This is a genomic window from Streptomyces sp. NPDC044061, from assembly GCF_056434305.1.
The window spans coordinates 1-22,451 of the sequence record NZ_JBWKFL010000082.1 but is presented as its reverse complement, the minus strand read 5'-3'; the positions used below and the strand labels follow the sequence as shown (position 1 = coordinate 22,451).

Genomic DNA, 22,451 nt, shown 5'->3' with positions numbered 1-22,451 from the left:
CGCTCCCGCTCCACCAGCAGCGGCATCGCGTCGGAGGCGGTGACCAACTCACGCAGCGGATGGCGGTGCAGCACCGCGTCCACCTCCGGCGACAGGGCGGCCTTCAGACGGTGGTGCACGGTCAGCGTGTCGTCGCCGAGGGCACGGGCGGCGTCCAGGACCAGCTGCCGCTCCGGTCCCTTGGGCACTCCGGCGGCCGCACGCTCGTAGAGGTCGGCGCCCTCCTCCAGGACCAGGCCGGTGTCGATGCCGGCCGGCACCTTGACGGAGGCGGTGTGCCGCCAGGTCGCCAGCGGATGGCTCCAGGCCTCCACCCGGAAGGTCCAGCGGCCGGTGACGTCCGGGGTGACCTCGGCGCCCCACAGGTCGCTCCCCGGCGACAGCTCGCGCATCGGCGTCCAGGGGCCACGGCGGCCCGCCGGATCCCGCAGGACCACATTGGCGCCGACGGCGTCGTGCCCCTCACGGAACACGGTGGCCGTGACCTGGAACGTCTCCCCGGCCACCGCCTTCGCCGGGCGCCTGCCGCACTCCACGGCCGGCCGCACGTCGCGTACCGGTACACGGCCGATGGCCGGGGTCCTGCGCATGGATCTCACCTCCGCCGTGCGCGAAGCCGGGCACCGGGCCCGGCTTCGCGATCCGAGAAAACGGTTCGGCTGCTGCCGCCCGTGGGGAACGCCATGTACGTTGCCACGTCAGGGGCTTGGCGCCGTGGAACGCCGTTCCGGTGGTGGTGCCCGCCGGGCCGCCCGGCCCGGCTTCGGCCGCCCGTCCTGCTCGCGCAGGTAGCCGGCCAGGCTGGAGCGCAGATAGCGCTCAGCCGCGTCCGCTGCCTCCCGGGCGCAGCGCTTTCCCATCAGCACGCACAAGGTGTAGCCCGAGTCCTCGAAAGTGGCCCGGACCGTGCGGTCGTGGGGCGAGGCGAGCATCACGCGCTCCCACGCCCGGTAACGCCGCAACTGCCGGGCCACTTCGGCCTTGGCGGGTAGCAGCATGACCCTCTTCACCTTCCACGCTCTCGACTGGGCGCGTTCCCGACGGTCGGGTGGTGGCCGTGCGGGGGTGGGCACGGCACCGTTACGGCGATCGAGGCTTTCACTCATGGTGCACGTATGGACACGCAACGTCCTGTTGGACCTTCAACCATCCGGCCGTTCGGGAGACTCGTGTTGCACGAATGGACTAGTGGCCGCAGTGTGGAGGTGACTCAGAAGCGATCAACGCTCACGCTCGGTGTCCGGGATCCCTCTCGGACGGGGCGAGGGGAGCGGGAGCTTCGCCGGTGAGGAGCAAGCGACGATGAAGACCGCAGTGCCCTGCTACTACCACCTAGACGTGGAAGTCAGCCCGGAACGGGTGGGACAGGTCAGCCGCATCCTGGCCGCCCATCTCCGCTACTGGGACCTCGAGAACCTCGTGGACCCCGTCTGCCGCGGCGCCGAACTGTTGTTGCGGGCGATCGACGAGCATGCCACGGACAAGGACACGTCGATCGAGATGTGGTGGAACGGCCAACACCTCATCACCGCCGTCGGCGGCGACGACCGCGATCTGCGCCCGGACCAGGATCTGCGGGCGTGCCTCGCCGACATCGCCGCCATGAGCGACGGCTGGGGATGCTGTGCCGCGGAGACCGGCAGCAAGATCATCTGGTTCTCGCAGCGTGCCCGCACCGGTGAGCGCGTCCCGCTGGTGCCGACGGCCCCTTCGCCGAGCCTGACCGAGGGGCTTCAAGTGCCCCGCGAACTCCCGGTGGCCGCTCTGGCCGCCCCGGCGACAGCGGCGGACGACGCTCTGGCGGGCGCCCGGTGACGGCCCGCAAGTCCCGCAAAGGGGTGCCCGTGTGGAGCGGGCACCCCTACCCGTTGGGTGCCGTCTTCGACGGACAGGGCACCAACTTCGCCCTGTTCAGCGAGGTCGCCGAGGGTGTCGAGCTGATCCTGGTCGACGACGCCGGCACCGGGCGCTCCGTCCCGCTGCACGAGGTCGACGGGTTCGTCTGGCACGCGTACCTGCCCGGTGTCGGTCCGGGGCAGCGCTACGGCTACCGCGTGCACGGCCCCTGGCAGCCGTCCCTCGGCCACCGCTGCAACCCGGCGAAGCTGCTCCTCGACCCCTACGCGCGGGCCGTGGACGGGCAGATCGACAACCACGCCTCCCTCTACGAGCGCGCGACAGACGGCCCCTCCCCGGGGAACAGCGCCGGGCACTCGATGCTGGGCGTGGTCACCGACCCGTACTTCGACTGGGGGGACGACCGGCCGCCGCGGCGGCCCTATGCCGACTCGGTCATCTACGAGGCCCACGTGCGCGGGCTGACCCGCACTCACCCCGAGGTCCCCGAGCGGCTGCGCGGCACCTACGCGGGCCTCGCGCATCCCGCCGTCCTGGAGCACCTGACCTCGCTCGGCGTCACCGCGGTGGAGCTGATGCCCGTCCACCAGTTCGTCCAGGACGGCGTCCTGCAGGACCGGGGTCTGGCCAACTACTGGGGCTACAACACCATCGGTTTCTTCGCCCCGCACAACGCCTACGCCGCCCTCGGCAGCCGGGGCCAGCAGGTCGACGAGTTCAAGGCCATGGTGAAGGCGCTGCACGAGGCCGGCCTCGAAGTGATCCTCGACGTGGTCTACAACCACACCGCCGAGGGCAACGAGATGGGCCCCACGCTGTCCTTCCGGGGCATCGACAACGCCTCGTACTACCGTCTGGTCGACGGTGACTGGGGGCACTACTACGACACCACGGGCACCGGCAACAGCCTGCTGATGAGGCACCCCTACGTACTGCAGCTGATCATGGACTCGCTGCGGTACTGGGTCACCGAGATGCACGTCGACGGCTTCCGTTTCGACCTCGCGGCCACACTGGCCCGGCAGTTCCACGAGGTGGACCGGCTCTCGGCGTTCTTCGACCTGATCCAGCAGGACCCGGTGATCAGCAGCGTCAAGCTCATCGCCGAGCCCTGGGACGTGGGGGAGGGCGGCTACCAGGTGGGCAACTTCCCGCCGCTGTGGTCGGAGTGGAACGGCAAGTACCGGGACGCGGTACGGGACTTCTGGCGCGCGGAGCCCGGCTCGCTGGGCGAGTTCGCCTCCCGGCTGACCGGCTCCTCCGACATCTACCAGCACAGCCGGCGCCGGCCGCGCGCCAGCGTCAACTTCGTCACCGCGCACGACGGTTTCACGCTGCGCGACCTCGTGTCGTACAACGACAAGCACAACGAGGCCAACGGCGAGGGCAACCGGGACGGCGAGAGCGCCAACCGGTCCTGGAACTGCGGCGAGGAGGGCGACACCGACGACCCGGCAGTCCTCGAACTACGCGCCCGCCAGCAGCGCAACCTGCTGGCCACACTGCTGCTGTCGCAGGGCATCCCGATGCTCAGCCACGGCGACGAGCTGGGCCGCACCCAGCGCGGCAACAACAACGCCTACTGCCAGGACAACGAGATCTCGTGGGTGGACTGGGACCTGACGGACGAGCAGCGCACCCTCGCCGACTTCACCCGCTACGTGATCAGCCTGCGCGCCGGGCACCCCGTGCTGCGCCGGCGCCGCTTCTTCCGCGGCGAGACCGTGACCAACGCCAGGCAGCCGCTGCCCGACCTGATGTGGCTGCGGCCCGACGCCCGCGAGATGACCGACCGGGACTGGCAGCGCGGCGACGCCCACTCGGTCGGCGTGTTCCTCAACGGCGACGCGATCGCCGAACGCGACCCCTTCGGCCGGCGCGTGATCGACGACTCCTTCGTGCTGCTGCTGAACGGCTACTGGGAGCCGGTCGACTTCCGTCTGCCCGACGACTCCTTCGGCGAGCGCTGGGCGACCCTGATCGACACGGCCGACCCCGAGGGCCTGCCCGACGAACGCGAACGCAAGGCCGGCACCCGGCTGCGGGTGGAGGCCCGCAGCCTGATCCTGCTGTCCCGCCCGTCCCGCGGCGGACGGTAGCGGCGGCCATCGGCCCCGGACACCGCCTCGGCGGACACCCGCGAGGTGCCCGGCGACGCGGTGTCCGCCCGCTCAGCGGCGCGCGGTGCGGGACGTGACCGTGAACTGCGCGCCGTCCGGGTCGCGCAGGATCGCCTCGGTCTCGTCCTCGCTCAGGACGCTGCCACCGTGCTTCTCGGCTGACCGGGCGCAGCTCGGCACGTCGTCGACCGCGAAGTGGATCTGCCAGTGCGGCCGAACGGAGGGATCGGGAGCCGCCTCCACCGCGCCGGAGTCGATGCGCGCCATCACCTCGCCGCCACTGCGCAGCACCACCTCGCCGGCCTCGTACTCGACCTCGCAGCAGCCCGGTGTGCCGGAGGCCCAGCCGAGGATCTCGCCGTAGAAGATCGCGGAGTCGAAGGCGTTGCGGGTGTGCAGCCGGATGAAGGTCGGGGCCGCGCGCCGCCACGTCTCCCAGTTGGAGACCAGTTCGCCCTGCCAGATCCCGAAGGTGGCCCCGTCACGGTCGGCGAGCAGGGCGGCCCGTCCGGGCGGGAAGGACAGCGGCCCGACCGCCGCCGTACCGCCGCGTTCCCGGGCCCGGGACACGGCCACGTCGGCGTCCGGGACCGCGAAGTACGGCGTCCAGGCCACCGCCATCTGCCACATCGAGGCGACCGCCGCTATCCCCGCCACCGGCACCCCGTTCGCGAGCGCGATCCGGAAGTGCTCGCCGAGTTTGGCGCCGCGCCAGCGCCAGCCGAGCAGTGCCGAGTAGAAGTCCTGGGTCGCCTGCAGGTCGCGGCTGGTCAGGCTCACCCAGCACGGGGCGCCGAAGACGGAGTGCGTGGAGACGACCTCCCTCGTCCTCGGTCCACCACTGGCAGGCGTGTCATCGTTCATGGGCGTCGCGTCCTGGTCTCGGGGCCGGGCGGCCACCGGTTCTGGTACCAGTGTCCAACCGGAAGGGGGGGTGCCGCCTGTTGAGTACCCCGGTGGCGTGGGGCCAGGCGGGTCAGCACGATGGAGGCATGGCAGAGAGCGAAACGGACCGCATCATCGCCCTGCAGGCGGAGGTCGATCAGTTGAAGGAGGCCGTTGCCTCCCACGCCGTCGTCGATCAGGCCATCGGGATGATCGTCGCTCTCGGCCGGGTGGCCCCGGACGCCGGTTGGCAGGTGCTGAAGGAGGTCTCCCAGCACACCAACATCAAGCTGCGCAACGTCGCGGAGCTGATCCTCATCTGGGGACGCCGGGGCGACATACCGCCCGAGATCCGTGCCGAGCTGGAGGACGCCCTGGACCGTTACGGGCCCACGCAGGTCCCCGGGACCGGCACGGAGTGAGGCTCAGCCGGTCTCCGCGAGCAGTTCCTCGCGCAGCCGGTCGAAGCAGCCGCTGAGCAGCCGGGAGACGTGCATCTGCGAGATGCCCAGCTGCTCGGCGATCCGGCTCTGCGTCATCCCGCCGAAGAACCGCAGGTAGAGAATGGTGCGCTCGCGCTCGGGCAGCGCCTCGAGACACGGCTTGACCGCCGCGCGGTCCACCACCAGGTCGAAGCCTGGGTCCGGCTCGCCGATCGAGTCCCCGAGCGCGTAGCCCTCCGTCCCGGCCACCTCGGCGTCCAGGGACAGCGCGGAGAAGCACTCCAGGGCCTCCATGCCGGTGCGCACCTCGGCCTCGCTGAGCCGGGTGTGCGCGGCGATCTCGGCGACCGTCGGCGCCCGGCCGGGCGTGGTCTGCGCCAGTTCCTTGATCGCGCCGCGGACCCGGTTGCGCAGGTCCTGGACCCGGCGCGGCACGTGCAGGGTCCACATGTGGTCGCGGAAGTGCCGCTTGATCTCACCGGTGATGGTGGGTACGGCGTATGCCTCGAAGGCGCGGCCGCGGTCCGGGTCGTAGTGGTCGACGGCCTTGACCAGGCCGAGCGCGGCCACCTGGTACAGGTCCTCCAGGGACTCTCCACGGCCGCGGAACCTTACGGCGATCCGCTCGGCCATGGGCAGCCAGAGCCGGACCAGTTCGTCCCGGAGCGCCTGGCGCTCGGGGCCGACGGGCAGCCGCGCGAGCCGCTCGAAGGTCTCGGCCGTGTCGGGAGCGTCGTCATGGGGGTGAGGCCTCGTGCTGCCAGTGACAGGCATCGCGCACCTCTCTCAGCAGGTGCTGGATCGACAGACACCGCGGGAGGTGCGCTCGGACCGAAGAACACCGGGGCGCCCGGCCGGAGCCGGTTCCCACGGACGTGCCTCCTGTCCGAAGCACATCCATGCGGATGCCCGCTTTCGGGCATACCGAAACAATTCAGTCCGTAAAGAACACGATCGGGCCGGACCTTGACCTCCTCTTGAGTCGATATACCTCTGAGTCAGAGGTAATCTTGCCGGGTGGCAGCAGAATCCCCACCCGAGTTCCCCGAAGAGCTGGCCGACGCGCTCATACGCATCCAGCGGCTGATCCGGCGTCGGCTGCGCGGTGGACTGACCGTGCCGCGGCTGCGCGGCGCCGAGGTGGAACTGCTGCGGCTGGTCGAGGGCCGGCCCGGCATCGGCGTCTCGGACGCCGCCAGGGCGCTGCACCTGGCGGGCAACTCCGTGTCGACCCTGGTCAACCGGCTCGTCCGGGACGGCTATCTGAACCGGGAGACCGACCCGGCCGACCGGCGGGCCGCCCGCCTGCTGCTCACCGATGCCGCAGCGAAACGGCTCGGTGACTGGCAGCGCCGCCGGGCGGAACTCGTCGGCCGACACGTGGCGCGGCTGGACGAGACCGACCGGGAGGCCCTGCGCGCGGCGCTCCCGGCGCTGCGGAAGCTGGCCGTCACCCTGCACGAGGAGGCCGAGGAGACATGACGAGCGCCACTCCCGCCCCGCCCGTCGAAGCCGTCAGCTGCACCCGTCTCGCCTACGCCTTCGGGGACACCAACGCGGTCGACGGACTCGACCTCGCCGTCCGTGAGGGCGAGGTGTTCGGACTGCTCGGCCCCAACGGCGCCGGCAAGACCACCGCGATCCGCTGCATCACCACGCTCCTTCCGGTGCCGTCCGGCATGGTCCGCGTCTTCGGGCACGACGCGGCCAGGGAGCGCATGGCGGTGCGCCGCCTCCTCGGCTACGTCCCGCAGCAGCTGTCCGCCGACAGCGGGCTCACCGGGCGGGAGAACGTCGCCCTGTTCGCCCGGGTCTTCGACGTGCCGCGCCGGGAGCGTGCCGAGCGGGTCACCCAGGCCCTGACCGCCGTCGGTCTCGCCGACGCCGCCGACCGGCTCGCCGGCACCTACTCCGGCGGCATGGTCCGCCGACTCGAACTCGCCCAGGCCCTGGTCAGCGCGCCCCGGCTGCTGATCCTGGACGAGCCCACCATCGGCCTGGACCCGATCGCCCGCACCGGGGTCTGGGAGCACATCAACGCCGTACGCGCCGCCACCGGCATGAGCGTCCTGGTCACCACCCACTACATGGACGAGGCCGATCAGTACTGCGACCGGGTCGGCCTGATGCACCGCGGCCGCGTCCGCGCCCTGGGCACCCCCGCCGAGCTGCGGCAGGGGCTCGCCGAACGCCGGGGCACCGACACCCTGCCCACGCTGGAGGACGTCTTCCGCGACATCGCCGGCAGCGGCCTCGACGACAACACCGGAGGAGGTTTCCGCGATGTCCGAAGCACCCGCCGCACCGCGCGCCGCGTCGGCTGACGGCACTGCCGGGAAGGACACCGCGCTGCTGCTCAGCCCACCGGTGCCGCGCGCCGGCTGGCGGCTGCTGCCCGCCCGGGTCGTCGCGATGTGCGCCGTGGAACTGCAGAAACTGCGCCACGACCGCACCGAGCTGTACACCCGGGCGGTCCAGCCCGCCCTGTGGCTGCTGATCTTCGGGCAGACCTTCACCCGGATCCGGGCGATACCCACCGGCGGGATCCCCTACATCGACTACCTGGCGCCCGGCATCATCGCCCAGTCCGCGATGTTCATCGCGATCTTCTACGGCATCCAGATCATCTGGGAGCGGGACGCGGGCATCCTGAACAAGCTCCTCGTCACCCCCACCCCACGCTCGGCACTGATCACCGGCAAGGCGTTCGCGGCCGGAGTGAAGTCGCTGATCCAGGCCGTCGTCGTCATCGTCATCGCCGCCCTGCTCGGGGTCGCCCTCACCTGGAACCCGCTGAAGCTGCTCGGTGTCGGCGCGGCCGTGGTCCTCGCCTCCGCGTTCTTCTCCTGCCTGTCGATGACCATCGCGGGCATCGTGCTCAGCCGCGACCGGCTCATGGGCTTCGGACAGGCGATCACCATGCCGCTGTTCTTCGGCTCCAACGCCCTGTACCCCGTCTCGGTGATGCCGGGCTGGCTCCAGGCCGTCAGCAAGGTCAACCCGCTCAGCTACCAGGTCGACGCCCTGCGCGGCCTCCTGCTGGGCACACCCGCGCACCTCGGGGCCGACTTCGGCGTCCTGGCGGTGGCCGCCGCCCTCGGCATCGCGGCGGCCTCCTCGCTGCTCGGCCGCCTGGCCCGTTGATCTTGTCGCGGACGTGATGTGCGGCACGCACCCGTACCCGGCCGGGGAGCCCCGGGAGGGGATTCTTCCTGCGCAGCGCTTGATCACCGATCAAAGCGGGCGAACCCCCTGGCCACAGCGCATTCCGCTCATTTGACAGTGCGCTGAGCACACAGATAAACAGCAGCTCTCGAAGGTCGAGAGGGGCACTGTGTACGAGCCGAACGTGGTCGGGGACTGGCACGAGTACGACGAGCATGCCGGTCTGCGGGTCCGCGTCCACCGTCTGGAGGCGGCCGAGCCGCCGCGCGGACGCGACGACGCCGCGGCGGGGCTGACGTACTTCAGCGTCCGGGTGACGGTCGAGAACCGCGGCGCGCAGCACTACGGCATCCACCTGGAGGACGGTCAGATCGACGTCCGGGTCGGACCGGACGGGGAGGGCGCGTTCATCGACTGGCGCAACTCCCAGTTCGTCGAGGGCTTCGACGTCTATCCGCTGCGCCGGGCCACCGCCGTGGTCTACGCGGCCGCCCCGGAAGCCGCCCTGACGCACGTGGACGTACAGGTCCAGCTGCGCGTGGACGAGGAGTGGGCCGAGCGCCGGCTGTGGGCGGGCGGCATCGGCGTCCTGGAGACGACCGCGACGGCCGCCTCCTCGGGCACCGCGCAGGGCGGCCTGGCTCACCAGGTCAGCGCCTTCCTGAAGGACCAGACGGAGCCGGGCGGCGCCTGAGAGGGGTCAGTGCGGGATGCCGTCGATGATCTCCCGCGCACCCTGCCGCAGCAGCGACACCGCGACCGAGGTGCCGAGCGTGGCCGCGTCGAGCCGGCCCGCCCACTCGTGGGCGTTCAGCCGCGTCTTGCCGTCCGGAGTGAACACGCACGCGCGCAGGGACAGTTCCCCGCCCCGGTCGACGCGCGCGTAGCCGGCGATGGGGCTGTTGCAGTGCCCCTGCAGCACGTGCAGGAACATCCGCTCGGCCGTGGCCTCCCGGTGCGTGTCCGGATCGCCGAGCCCGCTGACCGCGTCGATCAGCTCGCTGTCCCCCTCCCGGCACTGCAGGGCGAGGATGCCCGCGCCGATCGGCGGCATCATCGTCTCCGGGGACAGCACCTCGCTGATCACGTCCCGGCGGCCGATCCGCTCCAGACCGGACACGGCCAGCAGCAGCGCGTCCGCCTCGCCGGCAGCCAGCTTCGCCAGCCGGCGGTTGGCGTTGCCGCGGAACGGTACGCACTCCAGGTGCGGGTGCGTGGCGGCCAGCTGGGCGACCCGGCGCACCGCCGAGGTGCCGATGCGGGTGCCGGCCGGCAGTTCGTCCAGGGCGAGCCCGCCCGGGTGCACCAGCGCGTCACGGATGTCGTCCCGCTTCAGGAACGCGGCGAACACCGTACCCGCGGGCAGCGGCCGGTCGGCGGGCACGTCCTTCACGCAGTGCACCGCGAGGTCCGCCTGCCCGGCCAGCAGGGCCGCGTCCACCTCCTTGGTGAACGCGCCCTTGCCCTCCACCTGGGACAGGTCCCCGAGCCACTTGTCACCCGTGGTCTTCACGGGCACGACCTCGGTGCGCACCTGCGGATGCAGCACGGCCAACTCGGCGCGCACACGGTCGACCTGGGCGAGGGCCATCGGTGAGTCGCGGGACACGATGCGGATGAGTTCCGGGACGGACATGGGGGACACCCTAGACCTTCTCAGGTGATGCCTCCTCACTTCCCCTGAGACATTCGCCAGTCGAACGGGAACAGATCCGTCTCCCAGCCCGGACTCGCGGTCGGCGCCCCGGCCCGCTCCGGAGCCCGCAGCAGACAGCGGTGGCGCAGGAGTTCGCGCCGTTCGGCCGGCGTCAGGAGCGCTTCGGCACCGCCCTCGTCCACGGCGTCGACGTGGATGTCGCCCAGGACGTTGAAACGGTCCTCGGTGCCGGTCCGGACGTCGACGCGGAAGTCCGTCCGCCACTGGGAGTTGGACCCCCAGCCCATGGAGAGGTCGACCGTGGGCCGGTGCCGGCGCCGGAAGGTCCAGTAGAGCGGGGAACGGTCGGCCACGCCGCGCTCGGCGTGCCGGACACCGGCCCGCACCCGCACACCGGCCCGGCCGAACACCATGTCGCCGAGCCACAGGCCGGGCCAGACCACTTCGGTGATCACGACCGGCTCGTCCGGGTCCGCCGCCTGCTCGACCTCCACGATCTCGTGCAGGAAGGGATCGAAGACCGACGGCTCCGCGAACGGCACCATGCCCAGAGCGGTGAACAGCGACAGGTATCTCTGCCTGGTCAGCCCCGGTCCCGCCCAGGGGTCGTGGCCAGGGGGCTGGAAGGAGAGCAGCAGGATGTCACTCACCCGGCTCAGGGCGTACAGCTCCCAGACCAGTTCCTGGCGCCGGGGATCCGGCTCCTCGGGCCGGGGCCGGACCGCCGGCGCGGCGGCCTCGGCGAGCCGCTCCCGGTAGGCGTCGCCGGCGCGCGACAGCCAGGGGCCGACCACGGCGACGTACGCGTCGGGGCCGTCATGGTCGAGGAGTTCCCCGAACAGCTCGCGGGCGTCGTCGAATCGTTCGGTCATCCGGCGACCCGCAGGCTGAAGCGCAGCTTCTCCCGTTTCAGGGCGCCGAGACGGTCGTAGAAGCGCACCGCGCCCTCGTTCCAGGCCGGGGTCTGCCACTGAACCTCCGTGAGGCCGAGCTCGCGGGCCTCGGCGACGACCGCGTCCACCAGCAGCGCGCCGAGGCCCAGACCACGATGGCCGGGGGCCAGGAACAGGCAGTCCATGTACAGGTACTCACGGCCGTCCCAGGTGGAGACTGACGGCGCGCAGCTGGCGTAGCCGACGATCTCGCCGCCTGTTACCTCGGCGACCAGGCAGCGCAGGCGCGGCGCCGGGGTGCCGAAGAGGAGGACGGCGAGCCGGTCGGCCAGGTCGGCCGCCGGGGGCTTGGCACGCTCGTACTCCGCGTGCTGGGCGGCCAGTTCGGCGACGCGGCGCAGGTCGGCGGGTCGGGCGTGCCGCACCAGGGGAGCGCCGGTCAACGGACTTCCCCCTCCAGCGTGTCAGCGGCCCAGGCGTCGAGCCGGTCGGGGAGGGGGCGCATGCCGTCGAGGACGTGCCGGGAGAACGCCTCCCGCTCGTGGGCGAGCAGGGCCGCCTCCCAGACGCAGGGGGCGAGCCCGGTACGGCCGGGGCGCAGCCGAGCGGGCCGCTCGGCCGGGCCGGTGAACACGGCGAGGTCGGACATGTGGCCCTCGATCCAGGTGTGCACGAGGACGTAGTCGCCGTCGCCGCCCGCGTGCACGATGAGCACCGACAGCCCCAGCGACCCACGCAGGCCGCCGAGCGCCAGATGGCCCGCGGCCAGCTCCAGCGCCGTGTGCACGGCCTCCTCGCCGACGGTACGGCCCGGAGCCTGGAGCGCGTACGCCTTGACCAGGTGACCCGCGGCCGTCCGGACGCCCAGGGCCCGGGCGGTACGGGCGTGATGGCCCTCGGCGAGGCCGAGCAGTCCGGCCGCGTCGACGGCGGCGGGCAGTTCTCCGTGAAGATCCATCCGGCCATCATGGGCCGCGGCCCGACGGGCGTCCACAGAGTTCGGCGGCGGCGAGGGCCGGACGTTCGGGGCGAAGGCGATCCACGTCCGTGCGCAAGGGAGTTCGGCGCCCCTGTGGGTTCCGTGCTGCCAGGAGGTCACGGCCGTCACGGGAGGGAACCGCCTATCCGAAGTCCTCGGGCAGGTCCGCCGCCGACTCCTCCGGCGCGAGGTCGGGGCGCAGCCGCAGCCACGACGGCTGGCGCAGCAGCCCGGCCCGGGTCCGGGTGCTGTAGCTGACCTCGCCGACCAGCCGGGGCAGCACCCAGCGGGCGTCCGGGATCCGCGGCACCGGCTCGAACGGGCACGCGTCCGTGGCGGCGGCCCGCAGCAGGTCCGCCAGTTCCGCCCGTTCCGCCTCGCTCCAGCCGGTGCCCACGCCGCCCACGTAGCGCAGCCGGCCGCCCGCCCGCTGGCCCACCAGCACCGCGCCGGGCAGCCCGGTCAGCCGCCCCTTCCCGGGCAGCCAGCCGCCGACGATCACGTCCTCGCTGCGCATGTTGCGGATCTTGATCCAGGCGCGGGAACGCACCCCGGGCTCGTACACCGAGTCGAGCCGCTTGCACACGAGGCCCTCCAGCCCGTGCTCCCGGGTGGCCTGGAGCGCCTGGGCGCCGTGTCCGGTCACCGCCGCCGGCGTGGACCAGTGCGACCCCGCCAGGCCCAGCTCCTCCAGCCGCGCCCGCCGCCGCGCGTAAGGAAGCCCGAGTAGCGGCTCCTCCAGATGGGGCACGTCGAACAGCACCAGGTGGACGGGCACCTGGGCGGCCCGGCGCGCGGCTCGCGCCGGGGCGTGCGCGAGGCCCATCCTGCTCTGCAGCAGCTGGAAGTTCGCCCGCCCCCGCTCGTCCAGGGCCAGCACCTCGCCGTCCAGGACGGCGGCCGTGCCGCCCAGGGCGCCCCCGAGCGGCCGGAGTTCGGGGTAGGCGCCGGTGATGTCCTCGCCGGAGCGGGCGCGCAGCAGCACACTGCCGTCGCCGGGCAGATAGACCATCACCCGCTGGCCGTCCTGCTTGGTCTCGTACGCCCACCGCTCGTCCTGGGCGGCGGGCGGCAGCCTGCCCGGGGTGGCGAGCATCGGCGGGATGAGCGGCAGGGTCACGGCGGTCACGGCTGAAGGTGTCGACCGCGCCCGGCGTCCTCACGCGCCTTTCGGCGCCGGTTCCCCTGAACGGGTCCGCAGCCCCGGCCGGTCGCCGGGTCCCGGGCCGTCGCGAGACCCGACTGACGGGCGGCGGCCATGAGTTGGGCGCGGTCGCGGGCCGGCCGTCGGAGCACTCCGCAGCGATCGGCCGGGGGCTGCTCGGCCTGCGCGGTACGGCGGCGCCGGTGAGGCGGGACGTGCAGGACGGCCCGCCCGCGGCCCCGGGCGGGCCGGACCGTCGCCCGGACCCGCCCCCCTGCATGGTCACGGGCGGAGGCGGTTCCGCCGCGCCGACGCTGCCCAGGACCTGTCTTCCGGATCTTGCCGGGGCGCGGGGCCCGGCACGCACATCTGCTGCGTTGCCGTCACTCGCCGACTCCCCCCCCGCTCGGCCTTGCTCGCGCGTCGACTCCCTCCTCCTTTCCCTCCTCCTTTCCCTCCTCCTCTCCCTCCTCCGCCTTGCAGCCGCACGCACCAGACCCAGCTGAGGTCGGCCCGGAGGCACCGTGGCCCGGGGCCGGCCCGATCCGGAAGAGGGGGCCCTAGCCGACCGCCTCGGCCGAGGGCTCGGTCGCCGCCGGAGCGGGGTCGGTGCCCGCCGGGCGGTGGCGGGGCAGGAACGAGGCGAGCAGGAAGGCCAGCAGAGCGGCGCCCGCGCCGATCGCCAGGACCGCCTTGAAGCCGTCCTCGGACGCCAGCGCGTGGCCACCGAGATCGATCGTCATCTGCGCGAGGATCACACCGGCGACCGCGCTCGCCACCGAGGTGCCGATGGACCGCATCAGCGTGTTGAGGCTGTTGGCGGCGGCCGTCTCCGACGCCGGTACCGCGCCCATGATCAGGGCGGGCATGGCGCCGTAGGCGAAGCCCACGCCCGCGCCGATGACACAGGACACCAGGATCAGGTGCCACACCTCGCTCATCAGCACGATGCCGAGGCCGTACCCGGCCGCGACGATCACCGCGCCGATCATCAGCGTGATCTTCGGGCCGCGGGACTTGGTGATCAGGGCGGAGACGGGTGCCATGGCCATCATCACCAGGCCCTGCGGGGCCATCACCAGGCCCACGGTGAGCATCGACCTGCCCAGGCCGTAGCCGGTCTGCGTGGGCAGTTGCAGGAGCTGCGGCAGGACCAGGGACATCGCGAACATCGAGAAGCCGAACGCGATGGAGGCCAGGTTGGTGAAGAGCACCTGACGGCGGGCGGTGGTGCGCAGGTCCACCAGCGGCTGCGCCGTGCGGAGTTCGAACAGGCCCCAGGCCAGCAGGACGACGACCGCGAGGGCGAACAGGCCCAGCGTGGTGCCGCTGCCCCAGCCCCAGTCGGCGCCCTTGGAGATGGCGAGCAGCAGCGAGACGAGTCCGACCGCCATTCCGAGCGCGCCGGCCAGGTCGAAGCGGCCGCCGGTGCGCACGCCGGACTCCGGGATCAGGGCCAGGACGAGCGCGAAGGCGACGGCGCCGAGCGTGGCGGAGGTCCAGAACAGCACGTGCCAGTCGAAGTGGTCGGCGATGAAGGCGGCGGCGGGCAGGCCGAGGGCACCGCCGACGCCGAGCGAGGCGCTCATCAGCGCGGTCGAGCCGGCCAGCCGCTCCGGCGGCAGCTCGTCGCGCATGATGCTGATCCCCAGCGGGACCACGGCGGCCGCGAGGCCCTGCAGGGCACGGCCGACGATCATCGGGACCAGCGAGTCGCTGAGCGCGCAGACGACCGAGCCGGCCACCAGCAGCACCAGGCTGACCAGCAGCAGACGCCGCTTGCCGAACATGTCGCCGAGCCGGCCGGCCACCGGGGTGGCGACCGCGGCGGCCAGCAGCGTCGCCGTGACCGCCCAGGCGGCGTCGGACGCCGGGGCGTGCAGGTAGACGGGCAGCTCCGGGACGATCGGGATCACCAGGGTCTGCATCAGCGACACGGTGATGCCGGCCAGGGCGAGCACGGCGACCACGGCGTTCGGGCGCGGCGGGGCGGATCCGCCGGCCTCGGCGGTCCGGACGGGGGCATCGGACATGGGACAAGAGACCTTCCGTCGTGCGGGGGAGTGGGTATGACCGGAGCCTCCGGCCAGATTTTAAGTCAAGTGCTTGACTTACTCTAGCGGTGGGGAAGGGTCGGTCGACGCGGGCCTGTCGGCCGGGGGCGGCCCACGCCCCGTAGGCTTCCCTGGCTGGACCTCGCCGCCCCGGTCGAGGACCCGGAGCGGCGCGCGGGACTGGCCGCCCCGGGGCGGTGCGCAGTCCCGGAGCGGTGGTGAGCATGACGCGCAGGACGGCGCGGGCGGAACAGGTGAACGCGACGCGGGAGGCGATCCTGATCGCGGCGGAACGGCTGTTCGCCGAGCACGGTGTGTACGCCGTCTCCAACCGCCAGGTCAGCGAGGCGGCCGGCCAGGGGAACAACGCCGCGGTCGGCTACCACTTCGGCACCAAGGCCGATCTGGTCCGCGCGGTCGCGCGCCGGCACGCCGTGCGCATCGAGTCGCTGCGGGAGCGGGCGCTGGCGGCGGCGGGCGACTCCACCGACGTACGCGACTGGGTCGACTGCCTGGTGCGCCCGGTGACCGAGCACCTCGCCGGGCTGGGCAGTCCCACCTGGTACGCCCGGTTCTGCGCCCAGGTGATGACCGACCCGGCGCTGCACCGCATCATGGTGGAGGAGTCCCTGACCTCGCCCGCGCTGCGGCAGGCCGTCGAGGGGCTGAACCGCACCCTGCCCGAGCTGCCCCCCGCGGTGCGCGCCGAGCGCGGCCAGATGGTCCGGCTCCTGATCCTGCACACCTGTGCCGAGCGGGAGCGCGCCCTCGCCGAGGGCACCCCGACCCCGCACGCCACCTGGAGCGAGGTCGCCACAGGGCTCGCCGACGCCATCGTGGGGCTGTGGCCGGCACCGGTCACCCGCCCCCGCTGACGGCTCACTCGTCGAAGCTCACGCGCAGATGGACGGTCACACCGACTGGCCGCGGTGACCGCTGAGCCGAAGGGGTCCGCGCCGGTCGTCAGTCTCGCGTGGTCGCGATGCTCAGCGCGTTCGCGGCCACGACGGCCCCGATGCCCGCCCACTCCGGGCCGCCGAGGCCCTGGCCGAGCACGATCCAGCCGACCACGGCGGCGAGCACCGGGTTGACGCTCATGAACAGCCCGAACGTCTGCGCCGGCACGTGCCGCAGGGTCAGCAGGTCGGCGAGGTAGGGCACGGCGGACGAGAGCACCCCGGCCGCGACGGCGCACAGCAGGGCCCCGCCGGTGGGTGGATGCCGTATCGCGACGACGACCCCGACGGGCAGGAAGGCCAGGGCGGACAGCGCCGCGGCCGCCGCCGAGCCCTGCGCCCCGGGGATGCGCCGGCCGACGACCCGGTTGAGCAGGATGTACGACGCCCAGCAGCACGCGGCCACCAGCCCGAACGCCATGCCCAGGTAGTCGGCCGAGGGCCGGGGGCGCATCAGGACGACGACCCCGGCCGCCGCCAGCACCGCGCACCCCGCGTCCAGCCGGCGGCGGGACGCGGCCAGGGCGACGGCGAGGGGGCCGAGGAACTCCAGGGTCACCGCGAGACCCAGGCCGATCCGGTCGACCGCGGTGTACAGGGTCAGGTTCATCGTGCCGAAGACCGCCGCCAGCAGCAGGACCGGCCACCACTGGCGCCAGGTGAAGGCTCGCAGCCGCGGCCTGCCGACGGCCAGCAGGACCAGGGCCGCGACGTACTGACGCACCGCGACCACACCGAGCGGCCCCAGTACGGGGAAGGCCAGCGCCCCGACGGCCGCGCCGGTCTGGTTGGACAGGCCGCTGCCGAACATGGTGGCCACTCCGGCCAGTCGCCGGGCCTGCGGCGCGGAACCGGACGGGGGCGTGGGCACCGTCGCGGCGGTGGGGCGTTCGAGGGCTTGGCGCATGTTCCGGATACTGCGCCGCCGGGATGGTTGCGCAAAATGCATGCGTTCTTCGATCTATACGCTGGGCGTATGCATAACGAGATCGACCTGCGCCAACTCCGCTGTCTGGTGGCCATCGTCGACGAGGGCACCTTCACCGACGCGGCCATCGCCCTCGGCGTCTCCCAGGCCGCCGTCTCCCGGACCCTCGCCTCTCTGGAACGGGCCCTGGGCGTACGGCTGCTCAGGCGCACCTCGCGTGCGGTGACCCCGACCGCGACCGGGCTGCGGGTGGTGGCGCGGGCCCGGCGGGTGCTGGCGGACGTGACCGAGCTGGTCCGGGAGGCCACCTCCGAGCATGAGCTGCTGCGGATCGGCTACGCCTGGTCGGCCCTCGGCCGCCACACCGTGACCTTCCAGCGGCGCTGGGCCGCCGCGCACCCCGACACGGACCTGCACCTCGTGCGGGTCAACTCCCCGTCCGCCGGCCTCACCGAGGGCGCCTGTGATCTCTCGGTCGTCCGCAGGCCGCTGGACGACCGGCGCTTCGACACCGCCATCGTCGGCCTGGAACGGCGCCTGTGCGCCCTCGCCGCCGACGACCCGCTGGCCGGGCGTCGTTCGGTCCGGCTCGCCGACCTCACCGGCCGCACCCTGCTCGTCGACCGCCGCACCGGTACGGCCACGCCGGAACTGTGGCCGCCCGAGACCCGGCCGGCCGTCGAGGAGACGCACGACGTGGACGACTGGCTCACGGTGATCGCCGCAGGTCGCGGCATCGGCGTGACGGCCGAGTCCACCGCGCACCAGTACCGCAGGCCCGGCATCGCCTACCGGGCGGTGCGCGACGCCGAACCCGTCGCCGTGCGGCTGGCCTGGTGGCGGGACGATCCGCACCCGGCCCAGCAGGCGGTGCTCGAACTGCTCACGGAGCTGTACCGGGCCGGCTGAGCCGTTGGCGGGAACAGCGCAAACAAAATTGTTGACAATCTTGTCTGGCTAGATTTAGTTTCGACAGGCACTCACTCAGGGAGGGCACGATGCCGAAGGAAGCCCGTCCGACCACCGGAGAGCAGGCCAAACAGCATGCGCTCGCGCTGCTGCGGCAGGCGATCCTGCACGGCGAGATGGCACCGGCCCAGCGGCTGGTGGAGAACGAACTCGCCGAGCAGTTCGGTGTGACGCGGGCCAGCATCCGGGCAGCACTGATCGATCTGGAGGCCCAGGGACTGGTCGAACGGATCCGCAACCGCGGTTCGCGGGTACGGGTGGTGACCGTGGAGGAAGCGGTCGCGATCACGGAGTGCCGCATGGTCCTGGAAGGACTGTGCGCGGCGAAGGCGGCCGTCGCCGCGAGCGACGAGCAGCTGACCGAGCTGGCCGACCTCGGCGCGGCGATGCGGAAGGCCGTCGCCGACGGCGAGCCGGTCACGTACTCCGAGCTCAACCACCGACTCCACGACCGGATCCGGGAGATCTCCGGACAGCAGACCGCCGTCGAGCTGCTGGAGCGGCTGAACGCCCAACTGGTACGGCACCGCTTCCAGTTGGCGCTCAGGCCGGGGCGTCCGCAGCAATCCCTGAACGAGCACCTGGCGATGATCGAGGCGATCTCGGCCAGGGACCCGCTGGCGGCCGAAGAGGCCGTCCGCGCCCACCTCGCCAGTGTGATCGACGCGCTCAGCGACTGACGCGTCGCGCGGGACGCGGGGACGGGCGCGCACCTGTCCACCGAGGCAAGGCGGCCACCGGGCACCTCCGGCGGCCGGCCGAGCCCGAAAAGGGAGAACTCTGCAATGACGCACGCCGACGCGCCCGCCACCCCACCACGTTCGACCCTGGTCGTCACCGCGCACGCCGGGGACTTCGTGTGGCGCGCGGGCGGAGCCGTCGCCCTGGCCGCCTCCCGGGGCGAGAAGGTCACCATCGCCTGCCTGACCTTCGGAGAACGCGGCGAGTCCGCCAGGGCGTGGCACGAGGGGAAGACCCTGGAGGAGATCAAGGCGATACGCCGCGAGGAGGCGGAGCTGGCCGCCGCCACCCTCGGCGCCGACGTCCGCTTCTTCGACGCCGGCGACTACCCCCTCGTGGCCACCGCCGAGCTGACCGACCAGCTGGTCGCCGTCTTCCGCGAGACTCAGCCCGACGTCGTCCTCACCCACCCGGTCGAGGACCCGTACAACGGCGACCACCCCGCCGCCAACCGGATGGCCCTGGAGGCCCGCGTCCTCGCGCAGGCCATCGGCTACCCGGGCCCCGGCGAGATCATCGGCGCCCCGCCCGTCTTCTACTTCGAGCCCCATCAGCCCGAGATGAGCGGCTTCCGGCCCGAGGTGCTGCTCGACATCACCGAGGTGTGGGAGACCAAGCGCAAGGCGATGGAGTGCCTCGGCGCCCAGCGGCACCTGTGGGACTACTACACCGACCTCGCCGTCCGCCGCGGGGTCCAGCTCAAGCGCAACGCCGGCCCCAACCTCGGCCTGCCGCACAAGACCCTGGCCGAGGCCTACATGCGCCCCTACCCGCAGGTCACCAAGGAGCTGGTATGAGCGGCGTGATCGTCACGGGCCCGCCCAAGGCCGACCCCAAGGACGTCGGGGCACTCGCCGGCTACGGCGTCGCCACCGTGCACGAGGCCATGGGCCGCACCGGTCTCCTCCCGGCCCGCCTCCGGCCGATCCAGCAGGGCGTGCGGATCGCGGGCACCGCGGTCACCGTGCTGTCCTGGCCCGGCGACAACCTCATGATCCACGCGGCCGTCGAGCAGTGCGGCGAGGGCGACCTCCTGGTCGTCACCACCACCTCTCCCTCCACCGACGGCATGTTCGGCGAGCTGTTCGCCACGGCGCTGAAGCAGCGGGGCGTGCGCGGCCTGGTCATCGACGCGGGCATCCGCGACACCCAGGAACTGCGCGACCTCGGCTTCCCCGCCTGGTCGGCGGCCGTCTCGGCACAGGGCACCGTGAAGGCGACCGGCGGCTCGGTCAACGTGCCCGTGGCCATCGGCGGTCAGATCGTCCGGCCCGGTGACGTGATCCTCGCCGACGACGACGGTGTCGTGGTCGTGGCGCGCGAGCGGGCGCGCGCGGCCGCCGAGGCCTCCGAGGCCCGCGAGGCCAAGGAGGCCGCCTCCCGCGCGGCCTTCCTGGAGGGCCAACTCGGCCTCGACCGCTACGGACTGCGGGAGAAGCTCGCACAACTGGGCGTCACGTACAGCTCGTACGAGGACCACGCGCAGGACGGAGAGCGGGCATGACGGGGCCCGCGGAGGTGCGCTGCATGCTGATGCGCGGCGGCACCTCCAAGGGCGCCTACTTCCTGGCCGACGACCTGCCCACCGACCCCGCGGCCCGCGACGACCTGCTGCTGCGGATCATGGGCAGCCCCGACCCGCGCCAGATCGACGGGCTCGGCGGGGCCCACCCGCTCACCAGCAAGGTGGCCGTGGTCTCCGCGTCGCAGGACGCGGAGACCGACGTCGACTACCTCTTCCTCCAGGTCTCCGTCGACCGCGCAGAGGTGAGCGACCGGCAGAACTGCGGGAACGTCCTCGCCGGAGTAGGCCCGTTCGCCGTCGAGCGGGGGCTCGTGGCCGCCGCCGGCGCAGAGACCTCCGTACGCATCCGCATGCTCAACACGGGGGAGTCGGCCGTCGCACGCTTCCCGACCCCGGGCGGGCGCGTCGACTACACCGGAGACGCCGAGATCTCCGGCGTGCCCGGCACCGCGGCGCCCGTGGTGATCGAGTTCCCGGCGGGCGACACCCCGCTGCTGCCCACCGGCAACGTCCGCGACACGGTCGCCGGCGCCGAGGTCACCTGCGTGGACAACGGGATGCCGACCGTGCTCATCGCAGCGACCGCGCTGAAGGTCACCGGGTACGAGGAACCCAAGGACCTGGAGGAGGACCTGGCGCTCGCCGACCGCCTCCGCGAGATCCGGCTGACGGCGGGGAAGCTCATGGGGCTCGGTGACGTCGAGAGCGCCACCGTCCCCAAGCTCACCCTGCTCGCACCGCCCCGCTCCGGCGGCGCGGTCACCACCCGGACCTTCATCCCCGTCCGCTGCCACACCTCCATCGGCGTCCTCGGCGCCGCGAGCGTGGCCGCGGGGCTCAGGCTGCCCGGAGGAGTGGGGGAGGGGATCGCGCAACCGCCCGCACACGGCGACCGCGTCCGCATCGAACACCCCACGGGGTTCCTGGACATCGACACGGACGTCGACCCCGACCGGCCTGCGGCGCGTAGTACGGCCGTCGTCCGCACCGCCCGCAAGATCTTCGACGGCACCGTCTTCCCGCGCGCCGTCGCACCCGCACCCGCACAACCCCTTGGAGGCAACGATGGCTCCGCCCCTCGGTGACATCGCCCATATCGGCCACGCCCAGCTGTTCACCCCGGACCTGGACGCCAGTGTCGCCTTCTTCACCGACTACCTCGGACTCACCGTCAACGGCCAGGAGGGCGACACCGTTTACCTGCGCACCTTCGACGACTACGAGCACCACAGCCTGGTCCTCACCGCCCGGGAGCGGCCCGGCCTCGGCCGGCTCGCGCTGCGCACCTCCAGCGAGGAGGCACTCCAGCGCCGGGTCCGGGCGATCGAGGCGGCGGGCGGCACCGGGCACTGGACGGAGGACGAACCCGGCCTCGGCAAGCTGTACGTCACCACCGACCCGGACGGGCACGAACACGCCCTGTACTGGGAGAGCGAGCACTACCGGGCGCCCGAGGAGCTGAAACCGGCGCTGAAGAACCAGCCGCAGGCCAAGCCCAACCGGGGCGTGGGGGTGCGCAGGCTCGACCACGTCAACTTCCTCGCCGCCGACGTTCTCGCGAGCGCCGAGTTCCAGGAACACGTGCTCGGCGCCCGGCCCACCGAGCAGATCCGGCTCGACACCGGGCGCGTCGCGGCCCGCTGGCTGACCTTCACGAACAAGTCGTACGACGTCGTGTACACGGAGGACTGGACGGGCGCGAGCGGCCGGCTGCACCACATCGCCTTCGCGACCGACACCCGCGAGGACATCCTGCGCGCCGCCGATCTCGCCGTCGACACCGGTGTGTTCATCGAGACCGGCCCGCACAAGCACGCCATCCAGCAGACGTTCTTCCTGTACGTCTACGAGCCCGGCGGCAACCGCGTCGAGCTGTGCAACCCGCTCACCCGGCTGGTGCTGGCGCCCGACTGGCCGCTCGTCACCTGGACCGAGGCCGAGCGGCGCAAGGGGCAGGCCTGGGGGCTGAAGACCATCGAGTCCTTCCACACCCACGGCACGCCACCCGTCGCCTGAGATCGGGCCTGGGGAGGGGGGGGGGGGGGGGGGGGGGGGGTGGGTGGGGGGCGCCAACGCTGTCCTTGGGGAGGTAGGGGGAGGGGGTGGTTCTTGTCTCCTTACCCGGCGTTGCCCAA

Annotated in this window: 25 protein-coding genes; 14 read left to right on the top strand and 11 right to left on the bottom strand. The window is 72.5% G+C overall.

Annotated elements, in window-relative coordinates; all coding sequences use genetic code 11:
* Positions 1-590: maltotransferase domain-containing protein (locus AC07CM_RS48070; RefSeq protein WP_478882909.1), on the bottom strand; the 590-nt coding region annotated here is incomplete at its 3' end.
* Positions 591-698: 108 nt separating this feature from the next.
* Entirely contained in the window at positions 699-998 is a 300-nt protein-coding gene (locus AC07CM_RS48065) for a DUF5133 domain-containing protein (RefSeq protein ID WP_478882908.1), read from the bottom strand.
* Positions 999-1,302: 304 nt separating this feature from the next.
* Here AC07CM_RS48065 and AC07CM_RS48060 point away from each other — a divergent pair, with 304 nt between their 5' ends.
* Together AC07CM_RS48060 and glgX are read left to right on the top strand one after the other, a co-directional pair.
* Entirely contained in the window at positions 1,303-1,815 is a 513-nt protein-coding gene (locus AC07CM_RS48060; RefSeq protein ID WP_478882907.1) for a pep a2, read from the top strand.
* A gap of 23 nt (positions 1,816-1,838) precedes the next feature.
* Positions 1,839-3,956 (top strand): glycogen debranching protein GlgX, encoded by a 2,118-nt coding sequence (glgX, locus tag AC07CM_RS48055; RefSeq protein WP_478882912.1) that lies wholly within the window; start codon positions 1,839-1,841, stop codon positions 3,954-3,956.
* A 72-nt stretch (positions 3,957-4,028) separates the two neighbouring features.
* Here the strand turns inward: glgX and AC07CM_RS48050 are convergent, their stop codons facing one another.
* A complete protein-coding gene (locus tag AC07CM_RS48050) occupies positions 4,029-4,841 on the bottom strand; it encodes a VOC family protein (protein WP_478882906.1) in 813 nt (270 codons plus the stop codon).
* A 128-nt stretch (positions 4,842-4,969) separates the two neighbouring features.
* Here AC07CM_RS48050 and AC07CM_RS48045 point away from each other — a divergent pair, with 128 nt between their 5' ends.
* Positions 4,970-5,284 (top strand): ANTAR domain-containing protein, encoded by a 315-nt coding sequence (locus AC07CM_RS48045; RefSeq protein ID WP_478882905.1) that lies wholly within the window; start codon positions 4,970-4,972, stop codon positions 5,282-5,284.
* Positions 5,285-5,287: 3 nt separating this feature from the next.
* On the opposite strand, the gene AC07CM_RS48040 is transcribed toward AC07CM_RS48045, so the two are convergent.
* Positions 5,288-6,079: an RNA polymerase sigma factor SigF gene (locus AC07CM_RS48040; RefSeq protein ID WP_478882904.1), complete on the bottom strand. Its 792-nt coding sequence runs from the start codon at positions 6,077-6,079 to the stop codon at positions 5,288-5,290.
* A gap of 243 nt (positions 6,080-6,322) precedes the next feature.
* Between AC07CM_RS48040 and AC07CM_RS48035 the strand changes: the two genes are divergently transcribed.
* The 4 genes from AC07CM_RS48035 to AC07CM_RS48020 all read left to right on the top strand — a co-directional run bounded on the left by AC07CM_RS48035 (position 6,323) and on the right by AC07CM_RS48020 (position 9,164).
* Complete coding sequence (locus AC07CM_RS48035) at positions 6,323-6,787, top strand: MarR family winged helix-turn-helix transcriptional regulator (protein ID WP_478882903.1); 465 nt, start codon at positions 6,323-6,325, stop codon at positions 6,785-6,787.
* On the top strand, positions 6,784-7,629 hold the full coding sequence (locus AC07CM_RS48030; protein WP_478882902.1) for an ABC transporter ATP-binding protein: 846 nt from the start codon (positions 6,784-6,786) through the stop codon (positions 7,627-7,629). The genes AC07CM_RS48035 and AC07CM_RS48030 overlap by 4 nt, the downstream gene beginning before the upstream one ends.
* Complete coding sequence (locus tag AC07CM_RS48025; protein WP_478882901.1) at positions 7,589-8,449, top strand: ABC transporter permease; 861 nt, start codon at positions 7,589-7,591, stop codon at positions 8,447-8,449. The genes AC07CM_RS48030 and AC07CM_RS48025 overlap by 41 nt, the downstream gene beginning before the upstream one ends.
* 190 nt (positions 8,450-8,639) lie before the next feature.
* Positions 8,640-9,164, top strand: coding sequence for a hypothetical protein (locus AC07CM_RS48020; RefSeq protein WP_478882900.1), 525 nt, complete (start codon positions 8,640-8,642; stop codon positions 9,162-9,164).
* Positions 9,165-9,170: 6 nt separating this feature from the next.
* Here the strand turns inward: AC07CM_RS48020 and hemC are convergent, their stop codons facing one another.
* The 6 genes from hemC to AC07CM_RS47990 form a co-directional block, all read right to left on the bottom strand.
* Positions 9,171-10,106: a hydroxymethylbilane synthase gene (hemC, locus tag AC07CM_RS48015; protein ID WP_478882899.1), complete on the bottom strand. Its 936-nt coding sequence runs from the start codon at positions 10,104-10,106 to the stop codon at positions 9,171-9,173.
* Positions 10,107-10,141: 35 nt separating this feature from the next.
* Entirely contained in the window at positions 10,142-10,999 is an 858-nt protein-coding gene (locus tag AC07CM_RS48010; RefSeq protein WP_478882898.1) for a hypothetical protein, read from the bottom strand.
* Positions 10,996-11,463: an N-acetyltransferase family protein gene (locus AC07CM_RS48005; RefSeq protein ID WP_478882897.1), complete on the bottom strand. Its 468-nt coding sequence runs from the start codon at positions 11,461-11,463 to the stop codon at positions 10,996-10,998. The genes AC07CM_RS48010 and AC07CM_RS48005 overlap by 4 nt, the downstream gene beginning before the upstream one ends.
* Positions 11,460-11,978, bottom strand: coding sequence for a hypothetical protein (locus AC07CM_RS48000; protein ID WP_478882896.1), 519 nt, complete (start codon positions 11,976-11,978; stop codon positions 11,460-11,462). The genes AC07CM_RS48005 and AC07CM_RS48000 overlap by 4 nt, the downstream gene beginning before the upstream one ends.
* A gap of 163 nt (positions 11,979-12,141) precedes the next feature.
* Positions 12,142-13,119 (bottom strand): ATP-dependent DNA ligase, encoded by a 978-nt coding sequence (locus AC07CM_RS47995; protein WP_478882911.1) that lies wholly within the window; start codon positions 13,117-13,119, stop codon positions 12,142-12,144.
* 584 nt (positions 13,120-13,703) lie between these two features.
* Positions 13,704-15,176 (bottom strand): MFS transporter, encoded by a 1,473-nt coding sequence (locus AC07CM_RS47990; protein ID WP_478882895.1) that lies wholly within the window; start codon positions 15,174-15,176, stop codon positions 13,704-13,706.
* Positions 15,177-15,421: 245 nt separating this feature from the next.
* Here AC07CM_RS47990 and AC07CM_RS47985 point away from each other — a divergent pair, with 245 nt between their 5' ends.
* Positions 15,422-16,072 (top strand): TetR/AcrR family transcriptional regulator, encoded by a 651-nt coding sequence (locus AC07CM_RS47985; RefSeq protein ID WP_478882894.1) that lies wholly within the window; start codon positions 15,422-15,424, stop codon positions 16,070-16,072.
* An 88-nt stretch (positions 16,073-16,160) separates the two neighbouring features.
* Here AC07CM_RS47985 and AC07CM_RS47980 read toward each other — a convergent pair whose 3' ends face one another.
* The gene (locus tag AC07CM_RS47980; protein ID WP_478882910.1) at positions 16,161-16,973 is read right to left on the bottom strand and encodes an EamA family transporter; all 813 of its coding nucleotides are present in this window, start codon (positions 16,971-16,973) and stop codon (positions 16,161-16,163) included.
* Positions 16,974-17,129: 156 nt separating this feature from the next.
* On the opposite strand from AC07CM_RS47980, the gene AC07CM_RS47975 reads away from it, so the two are divergent.
* The 6 genes from AC07CM_RS47975 (at position 17,130) to AC07CM_RS47950 (ending at position 22,332) form a co-directional block, all read left to right on the top strand.
* Positions 17,130-17,990: a LysR family transcriptional regulator gene (locus AC07CM_RS47975; RefSeq protein WP_478882893.1), complete on the top strand. Its 861-nt coding sequence runs from the start codon at positions 17,130-17,132 to the stop codon at positions 17,988-17,990.
* 89 nt (positions 17,991-18,079) lie between these two features.
* Positions 18,080-18,730, top strand: coding sequence for a GntR family transcriptional regulator (locus tag AC07CM_RS47970; RefSeq protein WP_478882892.1), 651 nt, complete (start codon positions 18,080-18,082; stop codon positions 18,728-18,730).
* Positions 18,731-18,835: 105 nt separating this feature from the next.
* The gene (locus tag AC07CM_RS47965; protein WP_478882891.1) at positions 18,836-19,588 is read left to right on the top strand and encodes a PIG-L deacetylase family protein; all 753 of its coding nucleotides are present in this window, start codon (positions 18,836-18,838) and stop codon (positions 19,586-19,588) included.
* Positions 19,585-20,295: a 4-carboxy-4-hydroxy-2-oxoadipate aldolase/oxaloacetate decarboxylase gene (locus tag AC07CM_RS47960; protein ID WP_478882890.1), complete on the top strand. Its 711-nt coding sequence runs from the start codon at positions 19,585-19,587 to the stop codon at positions 20,293-20,295. Before AC07CM_RS47965 ends, AC07CM_RS47960 begins: the two co-directional genes overlap by 4 nt.
* Entirely contained in the window at positions 20,292-21,401 is a 1,110-nt protein-coding gene (locus AC07CM_RS47955; protein WP_478882889.1) for a 4-oxalomesaconate tautomerase, read from the top strand. Before AC07CM_RS47960 ends, AC07CM_RS47955 begins: the two co-directional genes overlap by 4 nt.
* A complete protein-coding gene (locus AC07CM_RS47950) occupies positions 21,382-22,332 on the top strand; it encodes a catechol 2,3-dioxygenase (protein WP_478882888.1) in 951 nt (316 codons plus the stop codon). Before AC07CM_RS47955 ends, AC07CM_RS47950 begins: the two co-directional genes overlap by 20 nt.
* The last annotated feature ends 119 nt before the right edge of the window (positions 22,333-22,451 follow it).